This is a genomic window from Bradyrhizobium sp. 149 (genome assembly GCF_023073915.1).
Classification (GTDB): domain Bacteria; phylum Pseudomonadota; class Alphaproteobacteria; order Rhizobiales; family Xanthobacteraceae; genus Bradyrhizobium.
The window spans coordinates 1260911-1282699 of the sequence record NZ_JADPKK010000022.1; the positions used below are offsets into that span (position 1 = coordinate 1260911).

20 protein-coding genes are annotated in these 21789 nt (G+C 63.7%); 10 read left to right on the top strand and 10 right to left on the bottom strand.

Going from position 1 to position 21789, the window contains the following annotated elements; genetic code table 11:
• Window positions 1-73: 73 nt before the first annotated feature.
• A complete protein-coding gene (locus IVA88_RS23735) occupies window positions 74-1738 on the bottom strand; it encodes an acetolactate synthase large subunit (protein WP_247499579.1) in 1665 nt (554 codons plus the stop codon).
• 336 nt (window positions 1739-2074) lie between these two features.
• Between IVA88_RS23735 and IVA88_RS23740 the strand changes: the two genes are divergently transcribed.
• The 6 genes from IVA88_RS23740 (at window position 2075) to IVA88_RS23765 (ending at window position 7941) form a co-directional block, all read left to right on the top strand.
• Window positions 2075-2377, top strand: coding sequence for a hypothetical protein (locus tag IVA88_RS23740; protein WP_247499580.1), 303 nt, complete (start codon window positions 2075-2077; stop codon window positions 2375-2377).
• Between the two features lie 112 nt (window positions 2378-2489).
• Window positions 2490-4232 (top strand): type I secretion system permease/ATPase, encoded by a 1743-nt coding sequence (locus tag IVA88_RS23745; RefSeq protein WP_247499581.1) that lies wholly within the window; start codon window positions 2490-2492, stop codon window positions 4230-4232.
• Window positions 4229-5554, top strand: a complete 1326-nt coding sequence (locus IVA88_RS23750) for an HlyD family type I secretion periplasmic adaptor subunit (protein ID WP_247499582.1) — start codon at window positions 4229-4231, stop codon at window positions 5552-5554. The genes IVA88_RS23745 and IVA88_RS23750 overlap by 4 nt, the downstream gene beginning before the upstream one ends.
• Window positions 5555-5569: 15 nt before the next feature.
• Window positions 5570-6517 carry a hypothetical protein gene (locus IVA88_RS23755; protein WP_247499583.1) on the top strand — a complete coding sequence of 316 codons (948 nt, stop codon included), beginning with the start codon at window positions 5570-5572 and terminating at the stop codon, window positions 6515-6517.
• Between the two features lie 121 nt (window positions 6518-6638).
• Complete coding sequence (locus IVA88_RS23760; RefSeq protein ID WP_247499584.1) at window positions 6639-7511, top strand: helix-turn-helix domain-containing GNAT family N-acetyltransferase; 873 nt, start codon at window positions 6639-6641, stop codon at window positions 7509-7511.
• A gap of 43 nt (window positions 7512-7554) precedes the next feature.
• Window positions 7555-7941, top strand: a complete 387-nt coding sequence (locus IVA88_RS23765) for an ester cyclase (protein WP_247499585.1) — start codon at window positions 7555-7557, stop codon at window positions 7939-7941.
• 22 nt (window positions 7942-7963) lie between these two features.
• On the opposite strand, the gene IVA88_RS23770 is transcribed toward IVA88_RS23765, so the two are convergent.
• From IVA88_RS23770 to IVA88_RS23790, 5 genes are all read right to left on the bottom strand, one after another.
• Complete coding sequence (locus IVA88_RS23770) at window positions 7964-9184, bottom strand: MFS transporter (protein ID WP_247499586.1); 1221 nt, start codon at window positions 9182-9184, stop codon at window positions 7964-7966.
• A 115-nt stretch (window positions 9185-9299) separates the two neighbouring features.
• Window positions 9300-10316 carry an esterase gene (locus tag IVA88_RS23775; RefSeq protein ID WP_247499587.1) on the bottom strand — a complete coding sequence of 339 codons (1017 nt, stop codon included), beginning with the start codon at window positions 10314-10316 and terminating at the stop codon, window positions 9300-9302.
• Window positions 10317-10504: 188 nt separating this feature from the next.
• Window positions 10505-11119, bottom strand: a complete 615-nt coding sequence (locus IVA88_RS23780) for a DUF308 domain-containing protein (protein ID WP_247499588.1) — start codon at window positions 11117-11119, stop codon at window positions 10505-10507.
• 101 nt (window positions 11120-11220) lie between these two features.
• Window positions 11221-11805, bottom strand: coding sequence for a TetR/AcrR family transcriptional regulator (locus IVA88_RS23785; protein ID WP_247499589.1), 585 nt, complete (start codon window positions 11803-11805; stop codon window positions 11221-11223).
• Window positions 11806-11967: 162 nt separating this feature from the next.
• Window positions 11968-13230 (bottom strand): hypothetical protein, encoded by a 1263-nt coding sequence (locus tag IVA88_RS23790; RefSeq protein ID WP_247499590.1) that lies wholly within the window; start codon window positions 13228-13230, stop codon window positions 11968-11970.
• Window positions 13231-13420: 190 nt separating this feature from the next.
• Here IVA88_RS23790 and IVA88_RS23795 point away from each other — a divergent pair, with 190 nt between their 5' ends.
• The gene (locus IVA88_RS23795) at window positions 13421-13918 is read left to right on the top strand and encodes a peptide deformylase (protein ID WP_247499591.1); all 498 of its coding nucleotides are present in this window, start codon (window positions 13421-13423) and stop codon (window positions 13916-13918) included.
• Between the two features lie 27 nt (window positions 13919-13945).
• Here the strand turns inward: IVA88_RS23795 and IVA88_RS23800 are convergent, their stop codons facing one another.
• On the bottom strand, window positions 13946-14593 hold the full coding sequence (locus IVA88_RS23800) for a TetR/AcrR family transcriptional regulator (protein ID WP_247499592.1): 648 nt from the start codon (window positions 14591-14593) through the stop codon (window positions 13946-13948).
• A 110-nt stretch (window positions 14594-14703) separates the two neighbouring features.
• Here IVA88_RS23800 and IVA88_RS23805 point away from each other — a divergent pair, with 110 nt between their 5' ends.
• From IVA88_RS23805 to IVA88_RS23815, 3 genes are all read left to right on the top strand, one after another.
• Window positions 14704-15537 (top strand): oxidoreductase, encoded by an 834-nt coding sequence (locus IVA88_RS23805; RefSeq protein WP_247499593.1) that lies wholly within the window; start codon window positions 14704-14706, stop codon window positions 15535-15537.
• Between the two features lie 60 nt (window positions 15538-15597).
• Complete coding sequence (locus IVA88_RS23810; RefSeq protein WP_247499594.1) at window positions 15598-15894, top strand: YciI family protein; 297 nt, start codon at window positions 15598-15600, stop codon at window positions 15892-15894.
• A 74-nt stretch (window positions 15895-15968) separates the two neighbouring features.
• Entirely contained in the window at window positions 15969-16742 is a 774-nt protein-coding gene (locus IVA88_RS23815) for an SDR family oxidoreductase (RefSeq protein ID WP_247499595.1), read from the top strand.
• A 248-nt stretch (window positions 16743-16990) separates the two neighbouring features.
• On the opposite strand, the gene IVA88_RS23820 is transcribed toward IVA88_RS23815, so the two are convergent.
• The 3 genes from IVA88_RS23820 to IVA88_RS23830 form a co-directional block, all read right to left on the bottom strand.
• Window positions 16991-18250, bottom strand: coding sequence for a serine hydrolase (locus IVA88_RS23820; RefSeq protein ID WP_247499596.1), 1260 nt, complete (start codon window positions 18248-18250; stop codon window positions 16991-16993).
• Window positions 18251-18400: 150 nt separating this feature from the next.
• On the bottom strand, window positions 18401-20356 hold the full coding sequence (locus IVA88_RS23825; RefSeq protein WP_247499597.1) for a TonB-dependent siderophore receptor: 1956 nt from the start codon (window positions 20354-20356) through the stop codon (window positions 18401-18403).
• Between the two features lie 653 nt (window positions 20357-21009).
• Window positions 21010-21768, bottom strand: coding sequence for an SDR family oxidoreductase (locus tag IVA88_RS23830; protein WP_247499598.1), 759 nt, complete (start codon window positions 21766-21768; stop codon window positions 21010-21012).
• Window positions 21769-21789 lie beyond the last annotated feature (21 nt).

The window sequence follows — 21789 nt, forward strand, 5'->3', positions numbered from 1 at the left end:
ATTGCCTCTGCGGAAGGACGCTGGATTGCTTCGCGACGCTCGCAATGGCGGGGTGGCGAGAGTGAAGAACACGTCACGCCCTCGACTTCTCCCGCGCCCGCAGCTCCTCCACGAGCACCCGCACATTCTCCGAATAATCGATCGGGATCACGACCAGATGCACGCCGCCCTGCTTGAAGGCGGCATCCAGCGTCGGAGCAAAACTGTCGATGCTCTCGATCCGATGTCCCTTCGCCCCATAGGCCTTCGCGTACAGGACGAAATCAGGATTGCCAAAGGTCATGCCGAAATCGGCGAAATGATCGACGGCCTGTTTCCAGCGGATCATGCCGTAGGCGTTGTCCTCGAGCACCAGCACGACCAGATTGAGCTTGAGGCGGACGGCGGTCTCCATCTCCTGGCTGTTCATCATGAAGCCACCATCGCCTGCGACCGCGAGCACGCGCCGCTCTGGATAGAGCATCGCGGCCATCATCGCCGATGGCAGGCCGGCGCCCATCGTCGCCAGCGCGTTGTCGAGCAGCAGCGTGTTGGCGACGCGGGTGCGGTAATTGCGCGCGAACCAGATCTTGTACATGCCGTTGTCGAGCGCGACGATCCCGTTCTCCGGAATGACCTGCCGGATGTCGTGCACGATACGTTGCGGCGTCGGCGGCCAGCGCGCTTCGGTGGCCCGGTCGGCGATATGCGAGAGAATCTGTTCGCGCAGCGGCAACAGCGCGGCCGCTTGCGGCAGCTTGCCTTCGAGCCGGTCGGCGAGCAGTTCCAGGCTCGGGCCGACGTCGCCGACCACTTCCGCATCCGGGAAATAAACCAACTCGACGCTGGCCGGCGTGTAGCTGACGTGGATCACCTTCGGGCCCGAGGGTCCCATGATGAAGGGCGGCTTCTCGATCGGGTCGTGTCCGATCGCGACGATCAGATCGGCGGCGTCGATCGCGTCGTGAACGTAGTCGCGCTCGGACAGCGCGGCGGTGCCCATGTAGAGATTGGTACCGCCGGGCACCGTGCCCTTCCCCATCTGCGTGGTGAAGAAGGGAATGCCGGTCCGCCGCACGAAGCTGGCGATGCCGTGGGTCGCGCGCGGCCGGCTGGTCGCAGCGCCCATCATCACCAGCGGATGCTTCGCGGCCAAAATCATCTCGGCAGCGCGGTCGAGCGCGGCGCGATGGGCGACCGGGATCTCGATCGGATGAACCGGGATCACCGGGACATCAGGCACTTCATCGCCCGCGATGTCCTCGGGCAGTTCGAGATGCACGGGTCCCGGCCGCTCCTCCATCGCCACGCGAAACGCGTCGCGCACCACGGTCGGGATGCTGGAGGCGCTGATGATCTGCCGCGACAGCTTCGTCAACGGCTTCATGGTCGCGACCACGTCGACGATCTGGAAACGCGCCTGCCGGCTGCTCATGATCGGCTTCTGCCCGGTGATCAAGATCATCGGCATCGCGCCAAGATGTGCATATGCCGCGCCCGTCGACAGATTGAGCGCGCCCGGGCCGAGCGTGGAAAGACAAACTCCGGGCTTGCCGGTCAACCGGCCGTAAGTCGCGGCCATGAACGCGGCGGCTTGCTCGTGACGGGTCAGGATCAGCTCGATCCTGGAGGTGCGGAGCGATTCGACCAGATCGAGATTCTCCTCGCCGGGCACGCCGAAGATGCGGTCGACACCTTCGTTCTCCAGCGCGGCGACAAACAGGTCCGATCCTTTTGCTTTGCGTTCCTGCGCACTCATGTCGCCTCCCCTCGCCGTGCCGGCTCCCGCATTCCGCGGGACCGGACGCATGGTAGCGGCTCGTGGCACAGGCACAACTCACAAAGATCTCGGAGCCCGGACGGAGCGCAGGTGCAATTGTCCGTCAATGCGGGCCAAAGGTCCCCGGTAGGTGAGGACCTTAGGAGCTACGGAACCGAATTAGAGGGCGCTGGTCCTCTGATGCGTCAAGTTCCTCGCCCAACAAATCAGCACCAAATGGCCCCATATGAGTCAGCAACCTTTGGCGGCCGGGCTGCTTCTTGAGCAGCGACTGTTCTGTCGCGATCTCAACTGCCAACCCTAAAAGGAGTTCACATGGCTCTTCTCGGAAACCTGCTCGGCACGGTAGACGGCCTGCTTGGAACAGCAACGGGTGCGCTGTCAGGCGGCGCCGATGCAGGTGGAAGTGCAACGGCCGGCGCCAGCGGCTCGGTCGATCTGTCGCACACGCTCGACGTGGGAGCGCTGATCGAAACCAACCCCAGCATTGACGTCTCCGCGTCAGGCCTTGCGGGAACCGGCGGCATCGACGCCTCGATCTCCGCGCCGACCGCGGTCGGCCTCAGTGCGGACGTCGGCCATCTCGATGTCGGTGGTCTCCTCCACGGCCTGGTCTGAATAGCAATCCCCGGATAACCGACCTGTGGCGTGGGGCTTCGGCCCCACGTCACGCCATGCGTGAGCCCGCCAGCGTCCCGGCGCAGCTTCTTTTGACACTTCGAGGATTCAGATGGCGGCAGCGCTTTTGACGGTCGCGGACGGTGCGGCAGAGCCGCCCCATCGTCGCGGCGACGACGTGCGCGAGGCGCTAAAAAAGCTCTGGCCGCACTTCCTCTGGGCCGGGCTGTTCTCCAGCGCGATCAACCTGCTCTATCTCTCCTCGCCGCTTTATCTGATGCAGGTCTATAACCGCGTTCTGCTCAACGAAAACATCTCCACTCTCGTCCTTCTCACCCTGATCCTTACAATCGCGCTGCTGACCATGGCCGGCCTCGACGCCGTGCGCGCCTGGATCCTGATCCGCTGCGGCATCCGCCTCGACATGGAATTGTCGACGCGCGTGTTCGAGGCACTGGTGGTGCGATCGGCCGAGCGCGGCGCCTCGCGTGGCGCGCAGCAGCTGCGTGATCTCGATCAGTTCCGGACTTTCGTGACGGGGTCCGGCATCTATTTCGCATTCGACCTGCCGTGGATCCCGATCTACCTGCTGCTGCTGTTCTTCATCCACCCCCTGCTCGGCCTCGTCGCAACCGTCGGCGCGCTGCTGCTGCTGGGGCTCGCCGGCGTCAACGAGGTCCTGACCCGCTCGCCGATGAGACAGGCCGAGGCATCCGGCAACCAGTCCTATGTCTTCACCGAGAACGTGCTGCGCCATGCCGACGTGATCCGCGCCATGGGCATGCAGCCGGCGGTCGAGCGAAACTGGCAAAGCCAGCGCTCCGCGATGCTGGTGCAGCAGGCCGTCGCCAGCGACAAGAATGCGGTGATGACTTCATCAATCCGGTTCTTCCGCCTGCTGTTGCAGTCGCTGATGCTCGGCACCGGCGCTTGGCTCGCCATCGACCACGCCATCACGCCGGCGACCATCTTTGCGGCGAGCATCGTCATGGGCCGGGCGCTGGTGCCGGTCGAGCAAGCGGTCGGCACCTGGAAGCAGTTCATCGGCGCGCGCGATTCCTACACGCAGGTGCGCGACCTGCTCGCCACCGTCGACCTGACCGTGCCGCAGACCATCGTGCCGAAGCAGCGCAACACGGTCGAAGTGCGCGAGCTCGTCTGCGAATTGCCGACAAGGCAGGAGCCCGTGCTCAAGGGCCTGTCCTTCGAGCTTGCCGGCGGACAGGCGCTCGGCATCGTCGGTCCAAGCGGCTCGGGAAAGAGCACGCTGGCGCGCCTGCTTGTCGGCGCGATGGCACCCGCCGCGGGGCGGCTGCGCTTCGGCGGGCTCGACTACAATCACTGGGATCCGGTCGAATTCGGCCGTCATGTCGGCTATTTGCCGCAGGATGTCGGCCTGTTCGCCGGCACCGTGCGCGAGAACATCGCACGGTTCGGCGACGCCTCGACCGACGAGATCATCGACGCCGCGATCCGCGCCGGCATCCACGACATGGTGCTCGATCTGCCCCGGCAGTACGACACGCGGCTCGGGGTCGGCGGCGTCGGACTGTCAGGCGGCCAGCGCCAACGTCTTGGTCTCGCGCGCGCCCTGCTCGGCCATCCGCCGCTGCTCGTGCTGGACGAGCCCAACGCCAATCTCGATGCGCCCGGCGAAGAAGCGCTGAAGGCCGCCCTGCTCAAGGCCAAGGCCGATGGCGCAGCGGTCATTGTCATTACTCACCGCACCACGATCCTCGACGTCGTCGACGTCATGATGGTGCTGCGCAACGGGATGCTGGACATGTTCGGCCCGCCCGGCGAGGTCTATCAAGCCTTGCAGCAGCAGGCTGCCGCACGGGCGGCCGCGTCATGAGCACGCTGGGCGCAACCTATATTGCCGACCGCGAGCGCGCCTATTACGCACGGCCGGGACGGCCCGCCCTGATCGGCGCCATCGTGGTTGGCGCATTCGCTTCCGCAATGACGCTGTGGGGCACACTCGCCCCGATCTCGGGCGCGGCGATCGCCACCGGCAATCTCCAGGTCGAGGGGCGGCGCCAGAGCGTGCAGCACCCCTACGGCGGCGTGATCCGCCAGCTCTTGGTCCGCGACGGCGTGCGTGTCGAGAAGGGCCAGCTCCTGCTCGTCCTCGACGACAGCGATCCTCGCGCCAAGCTCGAGGTGCTGGTTGCCGATCGCGACGCATCGCGCGCCGCGGAGGCGCGGTTGATGGCAGAACGCGACGGCCGCCTCGCGCCGGACTTCGGTGTCGATCCGCAAGGCGCGAAGTCGGCCCTACGTCAAGCAATGGCGAACGAGGTCGCCATGATGGCGGCGCGAAAGCACCAATTCGAGGCGGAAACGGCCGTGCTCAAAGGCAAGATCGCCGAGCTGAACGCGCAGATCGGCGGTACACAAGCGCAGCTCGCCGGCACGGAGAAACAGCGCGAGCTACTCTCCGATGAGATGAACGGTGCGCAGCACCTGTACGAACAGGGCTACACGCCGAAGACCCGGATCCTGGCGCTCCAGCGCGAGGACGCCAAGCTGCAGGCCGATATCGGCGCGCAGCGCGCCAATATCGCCGGCATGCAGCAGCAGATCTCGCAGAACGAGGCCGAGATCGCCAAGGCCGAGCGCGCACGGATGAGCGAGATCACCGATCAGCTCCGCTCCACCGAGAACAAGCTCGCCGAGCTCGCCCCGAAGGTCGATGCTGCGACCGACGTGGTGACCCGGACCCAGATTCGCGCGCCCGCCACCGGCGCGGTGGTCGGCCTGGACGTGTTCACCGAAGGCGGCGTGATCCAGCCCGGCGCAAAGCTCATGGACATCGTGCCGTCGGACAATCCGCTGATCGTCGATGCGCAATTGAAGCTCTCAGATATCAACGACGTGACGGTGGGCCGCCGCGCCGAGATCCGGCTGACTGGCGTCAATTACGTCGAACGCCCCCGCCTCTACGGCACCGTGCGAACCGTTTCGGCCGATCGCGTCACCAACGACAAGGCCGGGGGCTCCGGCTACTACGCGATCGAGGTCTCGCTGGAGCCGGAGGACGTCAAGAAGTCGCGCATCGAACTGCAATCGGGCATGCCTGCCGAAGTGATCGTGCCGACGCGTCCGCGCACGCTGTTCGAATACCTGTTTGGTCCACTGCGCGACGAATTGACCCGCGCCTTCCGCGAACGTTGACGAGGAGCAAGGCCGATGACTGCATCCGAGCAGAACAACCGCCGCGCCGAAAGGGCGGAGATTGCTCGCCACATCACGACGGAAGAGACGGTCGCGTTCATGACCGCGCTGGTCGCCTTCCTAAAGGAGGCTGAGGGCGCCGGGCATCACGACGGCAACGATGCACAGCCGGTTTCCGCGGATTTGCCGTCCACACTCACGCACGCCGCCGATCCCGCGCCCGCGGAGATAACGCCGGGCGAGCGCCCGCCCGTCTCAGGCGATCAGCATGCCGATGCGAGCGCGCCCCGGACAGGCGAGACCTCGACGGCGCTTCATGCGGATGTGATGACCGACCGCGTCTCGCATGCCGATACGGCCGCAGATGCTACCACCGTGACTGACAGACCGGTCAGCGCGTCTGTCGCGGCTGACGGTCACGACGTGACACCGACCGCCGGCGTGGCGCCTGATCATTCCTCGGGAACCAGCCTCGCCTCCACCCACGCGGATTCAGCGACATTCGCTTCGATCGATCCGATGCCGTCTCTGCACGAGCTCGGCAGCACGATCACCAATCTTGTCGACACCTCGCTGTCGGCGGTGTCGCATACGCTTGACAGCCTGAGCACGACCGTTAGTCAGTTGACGTCCACGGTAACAGGAACGATCGGGCAACTCGCAGACAGTGTCACCGGCCTTGTCGGCGGCTTGCTGCATTCCGTCGGAGGCGACGAGCATGTCGCATCCTCCCCGGACCTTTTCAGCGCGCTGGTCACGGATATCGTAGGCACGCCGCTCGCCTCGCCGCACGACAGCGCCGCGACGCACGGTGTCGACATCGGCGGTCTCGACACCGCCGGCGCGGTGCCGATGGCGGCACTGCCGCCGCTGACGATGCATCTCGGCTTCCTCGGCCAGCCCGGCGATGGCCATGACATCCACGACGGCGCGTTCTCGGCGCTCGGCGTGCATCACTTCTAGGTCATAGCTTCGCCTCGACAAGAATACCGGCGATCCGACAAGCAAGACGCGCAGTCGCAGCTCCGAGTGGCGCGTGCGGTGCTCGATTGACAGACCGCCATCTCTGACTAAAGTCAGAGATATGCTCGACCCTGTCTCCCGCGTGCGCCGCTTCAACCGTGCCGTCACATCCGCTGTCGGTGCGCTCGACACGTCATTCCTGGGACGCGGGCGACCGCTGGGGGCGGCGCGGGTGCTCAACGCGATCGGGCACGGGCGCTCGGACGTGGCCGAGATCCGCGACTATCTCGGCCTCGACTCCGGCCTGATGAGCCGCCTCCTGCGCAACCTCGAGGACGAGGGGCTGGTCGAGACCAATGCGCATGAGGACGACGCACGCCGGCGCGTCGCGACGCTGACGCGTGCCGGCCGGCGCGAGTTCGCGGCCTACGAGGCACTGTCGAATACGCAGGCCGAGGGCTTCCTCGCCCAACATTCGCAACGCGAGGCGCTGCTGGCGGCGATGGACATGATCGCCTCGGCCCTGACGCGCGAACGCGTCACGCTGGACGAGATGGATCCGCGGAGCGAGGAGGCCCGTTATTGCCTCGGCGAGTATTATGCCGAGCTCGGTCGCCGCTTCGAGCAAGGCTTTGACGTCTCGCTGTCGCGCGATCCTGACGCCAAGGACATGCGCCGTCCGCGCGGCACCTTCATCGTCGCGATCTCGGACACGCTGCCGATCGGCTGCGTCGGGCTGAAGGGCACGGATCACGGCTATGCCGAGATCAAGCGTCTGTGGGCCGCACCGGCGGCGCGCGGATTGCGGCTCGGCCGGCGCCTGATGGACGCGGCTGAGGATGCCGCTCGCGGGCTCGGCATCAAGCTGCTGCGGCTCGACACCAACAGCGCGCTGGCGGAGGCGGGCCAGCTCTACCGCCGAAGCGGCTGGAGCGAGATCCCGCGCTTCAATGACGACCCCTACCCGGATTTGTTCTTCGAAAAGCATCTGTGAGCGCGGGCACCGATTCCCCTGTTGCAGCCGCAGGAGCAACGCCATGACCAGGTCCGACCTCGCCGACATCTACCGCGACTACATCGCCTGCCTGAACCGGCAGGATTGGTCCGCGCTCGAACAGTTCGTTCACGATGGCGTCGTCCACAATGCGCGACCGTTCGGACTGTCCGGCTATCGTGCCATGCTGGAGCAGGATTTTCGCGAGATTGCGGACCTGCATTTCGACATCGAGCTGCTGGTCTGCGATCCGCCCTACATTGCCTCGCGGCTGAAGTTCGATTGCACGCCGGCTGGAAAGTTTTTGGGGCTGGACGTGAACGGCAAGCGCGTCTCCTTCTGCGAAAATGTGTTCTATCAATTTCGCGACGGAAAAATATGGCAAGTGTGGTCCATCGTCGACAAGGCCGCGATCGAGGCGCAGCTCTAGCGCCGCGCCTCGATGAACCTGCTCACGCCGCCACCGGTGCCACCTCCGCTCGCGGCTTCGCGAACGGCCTGAAATTCATCGCCATCAGGAAGGCGCCGAGGCCCATCGCCCAGGAGGCGATATAGAGCCAGGCGTAGCTCGAGAACGCATCATAGATCAGGCCGCCGGCGAGCGGGCCCGTTGCCATGCCGAGGCTGCCGGCCATCGCGCTGCCGCCGATCACCGTACCCATCATCTTGAGCGGGAAGTTCTCGCGGATCAGCACGGCGTAGAGCGGCATGGTGCCGGCATAGATGAAGCCGAAGACGGCCCCGACTGCATAGAACGTCGCAAGCTGATGCGCGAAGACATAGGCGAGCGCGCCGAACGCCTGCAACAGGAGGCCCGAGACCAGCACGCGCTTGGCGCCGTAGCGGTCGCCCATCAGACCGAATGCGATGCGCCCGCCGAGGCCGGCAAAGCCCTCAATGCTGTAGATCGTCACCGCCGCGACCAGCGGAATGCCGCAACTCACGGCGTAGCTGACGGTGTGAATGATCGGACCGGAATGGGTGGCGCAGCAGAAGAAGTTGGTGGCAAGCAGGATCAGGAATTGCGGCGAGCGCAGCGCCTCTCCCATCGACATCTCGTCTTGCGCAGCCCCCTCGCCCGCAGGCGCGGCCACGGCGTGCGCGAGCGCCGGCGGGCGACGCACCAGGAACGAGACCGGGATCATGATGGCGCCGACCACCAGCGCCACGATCTGCATCGAGGTGCGCCAGTCGTGGCCGGAGACGAGCCAAGCCGCGAGCGGCGCCATCGTCATCGGCGCCATGCCCATGCCGGCCGACACCAGCGACACCGCGAGGCTGCGATGGGTATCGAACCAGCCGGTCACGGTCGCCATCATCGGCGCGAAGATCGCGGCACAGGAGGCCCCGACCAAAAGGCCGAAGATGAACTGAAACGCCAGCAGCGAGGTGGCGTGGCTCGCCGCGAACAGGCTCACAGTCAGCACGCACGATCCCGTCAGCACCACCGGCAGCGGCCCGAACCTGTCCGTCAACGTGCCCCAGGCCATGCTGGTGAAGGCCATCGCCAAAAAGCCGATCGTCATCGCGCTGGAGATGCCGGTCACGGACCAGCCGGTATCCTTTGCGATCGGCTGCAGGAACACCGGCAGCGAAAACATGCCGCCGATCGCGACGCAGCCGAGCAAGCCGCCCGCGGCGACGATCACCCAGCGATAGGAGGAAGAGTTCATTTTGGTCTCCCGTGAGGTCTGTCTGCCTGGAAGACGAACGGGAACTGCGCTTGCCGACAGTCGGCACCACGGCATCTGAGCAACTTTTTCGAGTCCGGCCGTGGCCAGGCTCCGCCTAGTTCGCCAATCCCTGCTTCTCGATCCAGTCGTTGATGAGCCTGGCGACCTCGTCCGAATTGCGGTCCATCATCATCATATGGGTGTTGCCCTTGATCCCCATCTTGGGCAGCTCGAACGTATCGACCTTGCCGCCGGCCGCCGCGACCGCCTGGCCCCATTTGGTCGGATTGACCACGAGCTTGGACCACACCGGCACCTTGTCGAGGAAATCGCCCCACACGATCAGATGCGGCACGCCCTTGAGTTTCGCAGCATCGGCCTTGGCGGGATCGGGTGCCCCCGACGGCTCGACGGTGATCAGCGCTTTCACCTTGTCCGGCGCATTGAGCGCGGCGGTGAAGCCGAAATTGCCGCCCTGGCTGTGGACTAGGATGATGCATGGGCACGCCTTCTGCACCAATGCGTCATAGGCTTTTTGCGTGGCGGCGTCATTGGTGGCCCAGCGCGGAATGCCCTGCTTGGCGAACTGGTCGAACGCCTCGATCGGGAATTGCTCGCCTTCGAACGGCTCGCGCTTGCCGCCGACCTCGTAGCTCGGTCCGATCCGGAACAGCTCCCACGCTTCCTTCTTGGGCCGGAAGAACGGCTCGCTCTTGAATATCTCGGGATAGCGCGCCCAGGAGGCGCGGCCGCGCTCCACCGCATCCGAGACGTAGACGTCATAGCCCGCATTCAGGAAGAACTGCTGCCACCCCGGCTTGCCGTCGGGCTTGGTCTCCCATGTCACGCCCGAGAGCCCGCCGCCATGCCAGAGCAGCAGCGGCAATCTCGACTTCGGCGCTGCCTGCTTGACGAACTGGACGTACATCTGCTTGACCTCGAACTCGCCGTTCGGATCGACCTTGATCGGCGGCGCACCTGGAGAGAACACGATCTCCTTGGACGGAAGCCCGCTCAGCGTTTCGGTGTGGCCGCCGACGTGAAAGCTGCCGACTTCCTTGACCAGATAGTCGGCCGCGGCCGGCGTTTCCGCCGCGATGGTCGCCGCCAGGGCGAGTGCGATTGGGCGCATGAAGTTTTCCTCCGCCGTCGATTCTTGTTGTTGGCGGCATTGTCGCCAACAACAAACGCGAAAACAACCCCATGCACAGTAGCCCGAGCCAGCGGAATCAATGACTTACGATGCGAGCAACTTGCGATTCCAAGAACGCGCGATGCCAATCCGCGATTTGACTCGTCGGGCAAAACACCGGCATCATGTCATGATCCCGCCAAGCCATCGCAACAGCCCGACCGAGCCCGCTTGGCGCGCTGCCGCCATGCGCTGACGGTGAGCCAGACCGCCGAGACCAGGAAGTAGAGCGCGCCGACCGCAGCATAGCCCGCGACATTCGCGATCGAGGGAACCGCCGGCATCGTGGCCTGAACGATGAAGAAGCCGCCCGCGAGCGCTGACTGGGCCCCGCTGAGCACCATGGCCCATTGCGCGCCAAAACTTCTCCAGCGCCGGATTGCCGTTCCGAGTTGGAGCAATCCCGATAAAATCGCCCAAGCCCCGAAGACTCCGAGCAACTGGTTCATGCTCATCTGCAAAGTCACGAGCACCGCGACGGTGGTCGCCAAGCTAACCACGACGTTCAGAGCCTGCGTGCGGTTTTGAGCGAGCCCGCCGCTGCGAAACGCGTCCAGGAAGTTGGCCGCGGCGTCCCATGCCGGATAGAGGACGAGCAAGGCTCCGGCGATCATTGGCGATGAGGGCCCGACCGCAAAGGCAGCTCCGACCCAGGTGACGGAGAACGCCGCCCGGATAAAATAGTAAACCTTCAGCCATCGTCCGCGATTGGCACGACCGAGATCCAATTGATGATATGCCACCGCATTCGCTCCTTTATCTACTAGTTGGTAGCCTCTCGCTCACAGCGAGAGCGCCTCACCGGCTTTGCCTGCGGGTGTCGTTGCCGTCTCGCCGATGTGTGTCAGTGCTTGTTGGACAGCCGGTCCAGCAGCGGGGTGGTGATCACGCCGAACATCTTCGGATCGCCATAGGCACGCGCCGACAGCATCGCGCCATGGATGGTCGCCATGAATCCTTCGGCCTCGACCCCGGCTGTGCCGGAGAGTTTGAGCTGCCCCTTCCGCTTGCCGCGCTCCATGACGGACGTCAGCCAGGAAGCCAAGAAGCGGAAGTGCGCACGGACTTCGAGCGCGACTTCCTCGGGCAAGATCGGAAGCTCGCTGGCCAGCAGTGCGCACACGCAGAACGGCGCCGTCGCGTCATTGATGCACGCCTTCCAGTACGCGACATAGTTTTCGAGCTGGTCGCGCGGATCAGGGACATTGCGCTCGAGCGCGGACAGTCCCGCCTCGGCTTCGGCACGGTAGCGCGACACGAGGGTGCGGACCAGATCGACCTTGCTGGCGAAATGGTGGTGGATGCTTGGCTTGCGGATGCCGACAACATCGGCCACGTCGGCGTAGCTGAAGCTGTTATAGCCGCCCGCAATGATCAAGGTGCGCGCGCAGGCCAGGATGTCGTCGGCAGTCGAGGAAACGTGGGTCATGCCGAGTGACTACCTTCAGTTGGTAGGGGTCAAGAACGGGATGCTTCAACCATCCGTGAGTGGTAGGAGCCTGCATGACCATTCGCCCGATCGTCGGTTATCCCGACCAATAGGACGCGATGCGGGAGCCCACTACGCCCATCAACGCCGCAAGCCGCATTTTCAGGAGCCGCCCTTTCCTCCCGCAACCATCTCGATGATTGCCTTGAAGCTTGCGAAGAGCGGTGACGTCAATGCCGGCCCGAGAATGGCGATGATGCTCGTCACCGCGGCGGGAACTCCGAATTCAAGCTTGTCCGGATCCTGTTTTTGATCGGTGGAGTCACGATAGCGCTTCACATCCCGGTACCAGCCGGTCAATGCCGGTGCTGCCGCGGCGAACAGGGCTATCGTCCCTGTCATGCCAAGGTGACTGGTCAGGGCATTTGCCAGAGGCCTGAGAGCTTCGGCTTGTGGCGCGATGACCAGACCGAGCGGCCAGTCCATCACGACCTTGCTTGCGAACGTCGCAACCACCAGGATGGCCGAACTGAGTGCGATCAACCGCTGAAGATTTGTCTTTCGCTCCTCGAGACTGGCGAGTGAAGGCTTATCCTCCGGTCCGGAAAGCACTGCAAACGCCAGCAGGGCGATACCGACAGCCACAAGCCCGACGAATGTGTTGATGTCGATGATCAGCTTGATGGCATCGCTGACCTTGAAAGCGGCGGCATCCTTGTACGCGTCAAGCAGCGGCTTGAAAACGACGGCATTCTGATCTGCCTGATCCAGCAATGCCTTGAGGAACGTCTGGCCCGCGTTGGCATAAGCCGTCGGAGCTTTCGTACCCCCCCACGCGAGGATGAGGGCAAGCGCGAGCCCTGCGAAAAACAGCGGCGTGCTGCGGCGGAAAACGATCATTCCTCCCAGGAGCAAGGTCGCCGCGCTGACGAGGTACAGCACGCCGCTTGTAGCCGCGTAATTGTATCGGGCCGTCAGCGTGTCGGCGATCTGCTTGGACTGAGTAATCGTCCGATCCGTCCCTCGGCTCTTTTCCGCCTTTTCGATGTCGGCTTTGGCTGCCGCCTCTGCGGCCTGTGCGTTCTCGACTGCCAACCGCGCTTCCTTTCGCTTGTCCTCGGTCGCAGCTGCCGCCTCCAGCCGGTCCAGCGCGCCCTGCTTCTCGCTTGCCGTCTTTTGTTTCTCGGCAAGGGCAGCCTTCAGCTTTTCGATTTTCGCGGCGGATTCGGCGTCCGGATTTGGGAGAACGAAACTGACGATGGATCTGTCAGCCAGCGGCACGAGCATGTCGGCAACTCGATTGGGCGCCAAATAGCCCAACAACAATGGTCCAATCACGCAGCAAATCGCCAAGAAATATCTGGTTAGGAAATCGAGTGACAGCCACAGGTGCTCTTCCTTGCCGGTCGAATCGACAGCGCTCATATTCCCCTCCAAAAAAAGTAGGTGCAAAAATGAAGAAAAGTGTATCCCGTGTCCGTCCGTGAGAATTCCGGGTAGACACAACTAAAGGTTATGACAGACCAATCATGCGCGCAATGACGAACCGTGTCTGGCCGCCTCTGGAATTGCCGGCAATCGCTCTGACGGCCCGGCCGCACCAGCCGATTCAATCATGACCATTCGCCCGATCGTCCGCTATCCCGACCGCCGCCTCGCGATACCGGCCCGCCCCGTCACTGCATTCGACGAGGCTTTGCGCGAGCTCGCAGCCGATCTGCTCGAGACCATGCGCGCCGCGCCCGGCATTGGCATCACGGCGCCGCATATCGGCGTACCCCTGCGTGTCGTCGTGCTCGAGCTTGACGCCAAAGACGGCCCGCAGACCTATGTCAACCCGGAGATCTCATGGGCGTCACCCGAGATGATCCTGCATCGCGAAGGCAGCGTCTCGATGCCCGGGGTCAACGACGACGTCCAGCGCCACGCCCGTGTGCGGATCAGCTATCGGGACATCGACGGCAACATGCAGACCGAGGAGTCGGAAGCCCTGCGCGCCGTCTGCCACCAGCACGAGATCGACCAACTCGACGGGGTGTTCTGGATTCAGCGGCTGTCGCGGCTGAAGCGCGAGAGGCTGGTGAAGCGGTTCGAAAAGATGTCGCGAGGATGAGGCAGTTCGACGGCATTGGCTCGGCGCTCAGGCAGACTTCGATTTCGCGTGGCGTTTCACGAGGTCATTCGAGACGGTGTCGATGATTTCACCGGAGAGAGCCGGATCCGGCACAACACGGGAGAGGACAACCGATCCGATCATCTCGGAGAGAGCGGCGATCGCTGCACGCCGCTTGGCGGCACCGTCACATCCCGGAACGAGCTTGGTCAGAAGCCCAATATAGTTGCTGACCATGCTGCCGAAGCACTCCCGCAGCGCCGGATCGTCATGACGCGCCGCGTCGGCGGCCATTGCCGCAAGGCCGCACCCCTGCCCCGGATCATCGCGGTGATAATCCGACACGTAGTGGCGCACGAGGGTCTCCAGCGGATCATCGCTCGCGGCAAGACGGCCCGCGATATCCTCGCTCATATCCTTGTAGGCTCGCTTGACCGCCTGTACGACAAGGTCATCCTTTGATTTGAACTGCCGGTAGAAGCCTCCAGGCGTGAGCCCAGCCGCCTTCATCAAGTCGACCAGCCCGATACCGTCGATCCCGCGTTCCCGGAACAGCCTTGCGGCGGTCGCGATCACCCGCTCGCGATTCTGCTCGACCGTTTCCTTGCTGACCTTCACGAGCCCATTCCTTCCGATGGCGGCGCCGACACATAACGCCGGCGTGACCTGTTTCATGGGGCTCCAAGCGTGGTCCAGAAAGCCCCTTGACAATGATTATGCATATAATCATAACCAAATATGATTACGAACATAATCATTGAATGAGTCGAGCGAGGAATTCTAGGATGGCACAGGCAAAATCGCGCGCAGCCGGCGACAAGGTCGCGCTGATCACGGGCGCTTCCGGGGGCATCGGGCTTGCGGCCGGGGTTGCCCTGATCCGCGCGGGATATCGGGTGTTCGGCACCAGCCGTCATGCCGGGCCCAACGAGGTACGCCAGGGCATTCATATGCTCCGCTGCGACGTCACCGATGATGTCTCCGTCAAGCAGCTGATCAAGGACGTCATCGGGCTTGCAGGTCGGATCGACGTGCTCGTGAACAATGCAGGCCGCAGCCTGATCGGGGCCGCCGAGGAATCATCTCTCGATCAAGCCAAGAGCCTGTTCGACATCAACGTCTTCGGCATCCTTCGCACCACCGCTGAGGTGCTGCCCATCATGCGCAAGCAGCGCCAGGGCCGGATTATCAACATCAGTTCGGTCGCGGGCTTCCTGCCGGGACCCTATACGGCACTCTACAACGCCACCAAGCATGCGGTCGAAGGCTATTCCGAATCGCTCGATCACGAACTGCGGACCTTCGGCATTCGTGTCTCACTGGTTGAGCCCGTCTTCACCCGCACCGCGCTGGAAGAGAATGGCGACAAGCCCGATCAAATCCTGGGCGTCTACGACAAGGGACGCGCGGCCATGAACGCGACATGGCGCAACGGCATCGCGGCCGGCGATCCCGTGGAAGCCGTGGCGGACAAGGTGGTGCTGGCCGCCACCGAAAAACAGCCGAGCATTCGCTACACGCCTGGAAAGATGGCGGGCCGGCTCCGCCTGATGCGGCGCTTCGTTCCCGAAAAGATGTTCGAGAAAAGTTTTCGCAAGCAGATGGGCGTGGCCGACTGATCCCTCAGATCGAGAGATCTCCAAGCCAACTGAGATGTCACTTTCACCAAGGAGCGACCGATGAAGTACTATTTGTGCAAGTACATCCCGCCGCGCGCCGATTTCTTGGCGACCATGACCGCCGATGAGAAGACATGGATGAAGCAGCACGGCGCGTACCTGGATGACCTGCTCGAAAAGGGGCAGGTCGTTGCACACGGCCCTGTCATGGACCCCAGTGGCGGCTATGGCGTGTCGCTCTATCAGATCGCCGATGACCAGGACATCAAGGCGATCACCTCGGAAGACCCCATCGTGAAGAACGGCGCCGGTCACTATGAGCACCATCCGATGCTTCATCTGAAGACGCGCGGCTAATCCTGCCGCCGACGATTTGTCACCCATCCCCGGCAGGGCATTCCGATGCTCGAAACTCAATCAGGACGACATCCATGACGATCGCACTCGTTACCGGCGCTTCGAGCGGCATCGGCGCAGTCTACGCACGCCGCCTCGCCGCACGCGGCCACGATCTCGTCCTCGTCGCTCGCGCGACCGACAGGCTCAACATCCTCGCCACCGAACTGCGCAATGCGCATGGCATTGCGGTCGAAGTCATCACGGCCGACCTGGTCGACGGCTCCCAACTCGAACCGGTTCTCCGGCGCCTCCGTTCCGATCCGCCCATCCACATCCTCGTCAACAATGCAGGCGCCGCGTTGATCGGTGATTTCGCGACCGCCGATCCAATCAAGATGGACGATCTCTTGGGGCTGAACGTGGTCGCGCCGACGCTGCTTGCGTCCGCCGTCATCGGCCGCATGGTTGAACGCGGCAACGGCGCGATCATCAACATTGCGTCGGTGCTGGCCCTGCTCCCCGAATACTCCCGTGGCATCTACCCGGCGACCAAGTCCTACCTGATGACGCTGTCGCAAGGCCTCGCTGCCGAAGTCGCGTCGAAGGGCGTCTATGTGCAGGCCGTGCTGCCTGCGGCCACGCGCACCGAAATCTACGAACGAGCGGGTGGCGACGCCAGCAAGGTGCCGAATGTCATGGAGGTCGAAGATCTCGTGGATGCAGCCCTCGTCGGCTTCGATCGCAAGGAACTGGTGACAATACCGCCGGTGCCCGATGTGGCGGCATGGGAGGCCTTTGAGAAGGCGCGCGGGGCGTTGGCGGCCGGCTTCGGCAACTCCAGGCCCGCCGCGCGGTATCGGCCCTGACGGCGGAGTTGGTCGTCGTCGCCCACTGATTTGCGCATGCCTCCTGCAAAGACGGCTACGCCACGGCCGGCCTGCAAGTGAGCCTCAACGGTGTGCTTTGTGACTTGACCGCATGAGAGCGGCATTCGTGGTGGAGTGGATTATGCCTCTCGGTTAATTAGCGAAGCGTAACCCGCCATCCATCAGCGCGATCAAAGAGACGGATGAGCTACGGCGGACGTGTCGGCTAATCCACCCAAGGGGATTGCTCAACCGCCGGCCATCAACTCCGTCGCCAGCGCCATGTAGGCCGGCAGCGTGACGGGGTCGTTGGCGGCGTTGCCCGCGGCCGGATGCGAGGCGTAGCGCGCGATCACCATCTCGGCTTTGGGATCGACGTAGATGCCTTGGCCGTGAACGCCGCGCGCCATGTAGGCGCCGTGGGCGTTGTGCGTGACCCACCATTGATTGCGATAGGACGCACCGGGCAGCGTGGTGTAGCCGGCCGGCTTGAATTTTTCAGGATCGCCGCCGCGCGCGATGTCCTCGACCACCGATGAAGGCACGATCTGTCGGCCGTTGAAGCGGCCGTGATTGCGCATGGTCTCGCCAAAGCGGGCGAGATCGCGCAAGCAGGTCGACAGGCCGCCGCCGCCGCTTTCGGTGCCGATGCGATCGACGTGATAATGCGCGTCCTCCTCCGCGCCCATGGGCGTCCAGATCCGCTCGGAGAGGAGATCGGACAGCGTCATGCCGCTGGCGCGCCTGATGATCCAGGCCAGCACGTCGGAGTTGACGGTCTTGTAGGCAAAGGCCTTGCCGTGCTCGCCCTGCTTCTGCTGCGCGAGGAGGAAATCGAAAATATTGGTGGCGCCGTCATAGTCCGGCGGGATCGGCGCCATGCCGTTGGCGCGCCGCAAGCCCCAAACGGCGGAGTTGCTGTCGGTGTAAACTTCGGTGTATGCGAGCCCCGTGGTCATATCCATGGCCTCGTGCACGCGCGCATCGCCGAAGGCGCTGGCCTTCAGCTCCGGCACATACTCCGTAACAGGCGCCTGCGGATCGATCTTGCCCTCCGCGACCAGAATGCCGGCGAGCACACCGGTGAACGACTTCGTCACCGACATCGCGAGATGCGGCTTGTGCGGCTTCAGCGCACCGGAATAGCGTTCATAGATCAGCCTGCCCCGATGCAGCACGGCGATGCCGTCGGTGTAGGTCTCCTCCAGCATTGTCGCGAAGGTCATCGGACGCCCGTCCATCGTGGTCGAGGCGGAGGCGCCGACGTCATGATCCTCCCGCGGCAGCACTGATGCAGGCCCCGCCCCGCGCCAGACGTTCACCGTCGGCACCAGCTGGCGGATGTTGCTCCAGGCCCAGCGCAGCTCGGGGAAGCTGCGGAACGAGCCGTCCTGGAAGGTGATGGTGCGGTCCGGCGCCGGCGGGAAGCCTTTCATCCAGCCAAGGGTTTCAGGGTCGGTTTCGCTGGCGCTGGCGGGCTGTTGATTGGTGGTGGTCGCGACGGACATGCAGCTGGCTCCGAAGAGAACGATGCGAAAGTCGTATCACGGGAGTACGTGGCCGACATCCGGCGTTTGCGCTGGGTCCCTGCGCGCCGATCAGAGCGGCGGCACATCCTTCAAAGCACCAAAGATGAGCACAGTCGGGGCAAGCCAGGCTTACCACCGCGCGGTCGCGCTCCCCAGCACGGTTCGTCCCTGCGTGAACGCGCAAGTCCCGCCATTGCAGATTGGAACGCGCTCATCCGACAGGTTGCGGGCATTCAAAGCCAGCCGCATGCCGCGATAGTCGTAATGCACACCCGCATCAAAGGCCGCAACGGCGGGATTTCTGATCGTATTGATGTCGTCCGCCCAAGTCTGCCCGATCCAGCGCGCACCGGCACCGACGCCAAAGCCTGCAAGGGGGCCGCCCTGCCAGGTGTAGTCGAGGAAGATCGCTGCCTGCTGCAACGGCACGCCAATCGGCACCTTGCCCAAATCGAGCCCATTGCTCCGCGTGACGGTTGCATCGGTATAGCTGTAGGAAGCGATGCCTTTCAGCCCCTCGGCCAATGACAGCACGGCTTCGAGCTCCGCGCCACGCGAACGGATCTGGCCGGTCTGCACCGAGAAGGTGGGAAAGGCCGGATCGATGGTCAGCACATTGTCCTTGGTCAGATTGAACCAGGTGGCAGTGAAGTAACTGTTCCAGCCGAGCGGCTGGTACTTGATACCGGCTTCCAACGATTCGCCTGTTGTCGGCGCAAAGGGTGTTTCGCCGCGTTGGGGGGCCGTCGTGCCGGTCTGCGGCAGAAACGACGTCGCGTAGTTCACATAGGGGGCGAGGCCGGACTCGAACAGATACAACAATCCGGCGCGGCCCGTGAACTTGCTTGGCTCGCTATCGCTCATCAGGCCCGTCAGGTCATTGCGGTTCGAGAGCGCGGCGAAGTCCTGACGGCCGCCGATGGTCAGCCGCCAGCCGCCCAGCGCCATTTGATCCTGAGCGTAAAGCCCGACCTGGCCTAGCGTTTGACTGTTCGCACTCATGAGCCCAAGAGGCATCGTCGGCGCCGAACCGCCGTAAACCGGATTCGTCAGGTCGAGTGACGGTGCCAGGCCCGCATAGTAATCCAACGTCGTGCCCTGCCGGAAATAATCGACACCGGCAAGAACCGTATGCTTGATCGGTCCGGTGGCCAGCCTCGCCTCGATCTGATTGTCGACGTTGAACGTGTTCAGGCGCTCCCGGAAGGTCGCCGCGTAGCGATTGAGCGTGCGGCCGTCGGGAGAGAGACTGAGAGCATCGACCATGTTGCCCTCGAACGACACGTGGCCGAGCCGGACATGCTGCCGAATCGCCAGCGCCTCGTTGAAACGGTGTTCGAGCCGGTAGCCGATCGAGGCTTGCCACTGCGTGAGCGCGTCGAAGGCGGGGTCGCCGAGACGTATGTTGGTGACCACGCCCGTCAGCGGGTTGCGCAGATAATACGGCCACATCGACGTCTTGCTTCGCTCGTACTCGGCGAGCACCGTCAGCGTCGTGTCCTCGCTCAGCCTTGCGGTAAAGCTCGGGGCGAAAAACACGCGGTCGTCCCACGTTCCGGGAATTTGCGTGCCGCTGTCACGCACCAATCCGGTGAAGCGGTAGAGCAGCTTGTCGTTGTCAAGTGTCGGTCCGCTGAAGTCGAACCTGCCTTGATAGCGATCGAAATTGCCGATATCGAGGCCGACCTCGTTGAGCCGTTTCTCGAGCGGCATCTTGCTCACATAGTTCACCATGCCGCCGGCTTCGTTGGCGCCATACAGCACTGATGACGGACCGCGCATCACCTCGATGCGCTCGGCGCCGTAAGGTTCGTTGCGGAAATACGCGAACGAACCATTGCCCTGCCGCAAGCCGTCTCGATAATTGCCGTACTGGTTGGCCGCAAATCCCCGGATCAGAAACTGGTCGTAACGCGGATCGAAGCCGTAGGGTTGCGTTTGCACGCCGGCCGTGTAGGCCAACGCCTCCCCGACCGTTCGCGCCCCGGTATCGCGGATCTGATCTTGCGTCACGACCGAGATGGACTGCGGCGTCTCGATCAGCGGCGTATTGGTCTTGGTGCCAGTGGCGCTGCGCGTCGCCACGAACCCCTGAACAGGGCCGGTCGCACTCTGGAGAGTCGTGGTTGACGCCGGGGGTACTGCAGCGATCTGCACCGTTCTGCGCGGATTTTGGCGCCGCACCGATCGTCGCATTTCGCTTGCGGCACCAGGACGTGCAGTCTGCGCCCGGCGAATCTGGCCTCCTGGAGCGTCGACGGTCACTGGAGGTAGCTGGGCTTGAGCGTAACTCTCACCGCCAAGGCCTGCGTCCAACACGAACAAACTGCAGGTCGCAAGAAAAACTCGCCTCACGGCATTCAAACCCAGCATTCCAATCCCCGGTTGGTCGAACCTCAGACGGGGACTTATGGGCACACGCAGACGAAGAAGCGAAATTGAATGGGTCTAAGGAATGCTCTCTCGTCACGACCGTGGCATTGCTGCGACGTTGCTGCTGCGCCTGCGACAAATTGGGCGTCGCGCCGGCCGAGATGTCGCGGGAAAAATCCCGAGCGCTGCCTGAACTATTCCTTCGCCTTGGGCGCCGTCACCGCCTATGTCACCTAGCCGCATTGGCAGGCGGCGCGCGGGTGAGGCGCAATCACCACGGGCCTGCTCCATGGCCTCATCGACAACCATAGAGCTGCTCTGACCGCGGCGCCTGAGCGCCGTCGATCAAGCCGCCGGCTTCGTCCTCAGACCAGGCGGACCGACATGCCTCCATCAACCGTCATTGGGCTGCCCGTCATGAACGACGCCCGGTCACTCAGGAGAAAAAGGGCCGCATGCGCGATCTCCTTCGGACTGGCCATCCGCTTCATCGGGTGCAGCCCGGCGATGAAATTCAGGACGTCGGGATTTCCTTCGCCTCCCGCCGGGGTAACGGTCCCTCCAGGCAGGAGGGCGTTGACACGAATGCCTTCGGCCGCGTGCTCGGAGCCCAGCGATTGAGTGAGGCCGATCATTCCTGCCTTCGAGGCTGCGTAAGCCGCCATCCCCGGCATACCCCCGTTTCTGAAGCCAACGAATGACGAGGTAAAGACGATCGAACCACCACCCCGTTGCCGCAGCGCCGGGATTTGCGCCCTTGCACCCAGGAAAGCAGAGGTGAGATTCACCGCAAGCACATCGGTCCAGTTTTCGACTCTCATCTCAGGGACCGCGATCATGTCGCCGACGACGCCGGCATTGTTGAAGGCACCGTCGAGCTTTCCGAAGCTTGCAATGGCGTGTTCTACGAGGCCGGCAGCGTATCCGGCGTCCCGGACGTCGCCCGCCAGAAAAGTCGCGCGCCCTCCGGCGCGTTTGATGTCCTCGGCAACGATCTGCAGCTCGGTCGAGCGACGGGCCCCGAGCACCACGTCGGCGCCTTCGGACGCGAACAGCGAGGCCGCGGCAGCACCGATACCGCTGCTGGCGCCGGTTATGATGATTGTCTTGTTTGCAAGTTCCACCGCGAGACACTCCTGATCAGC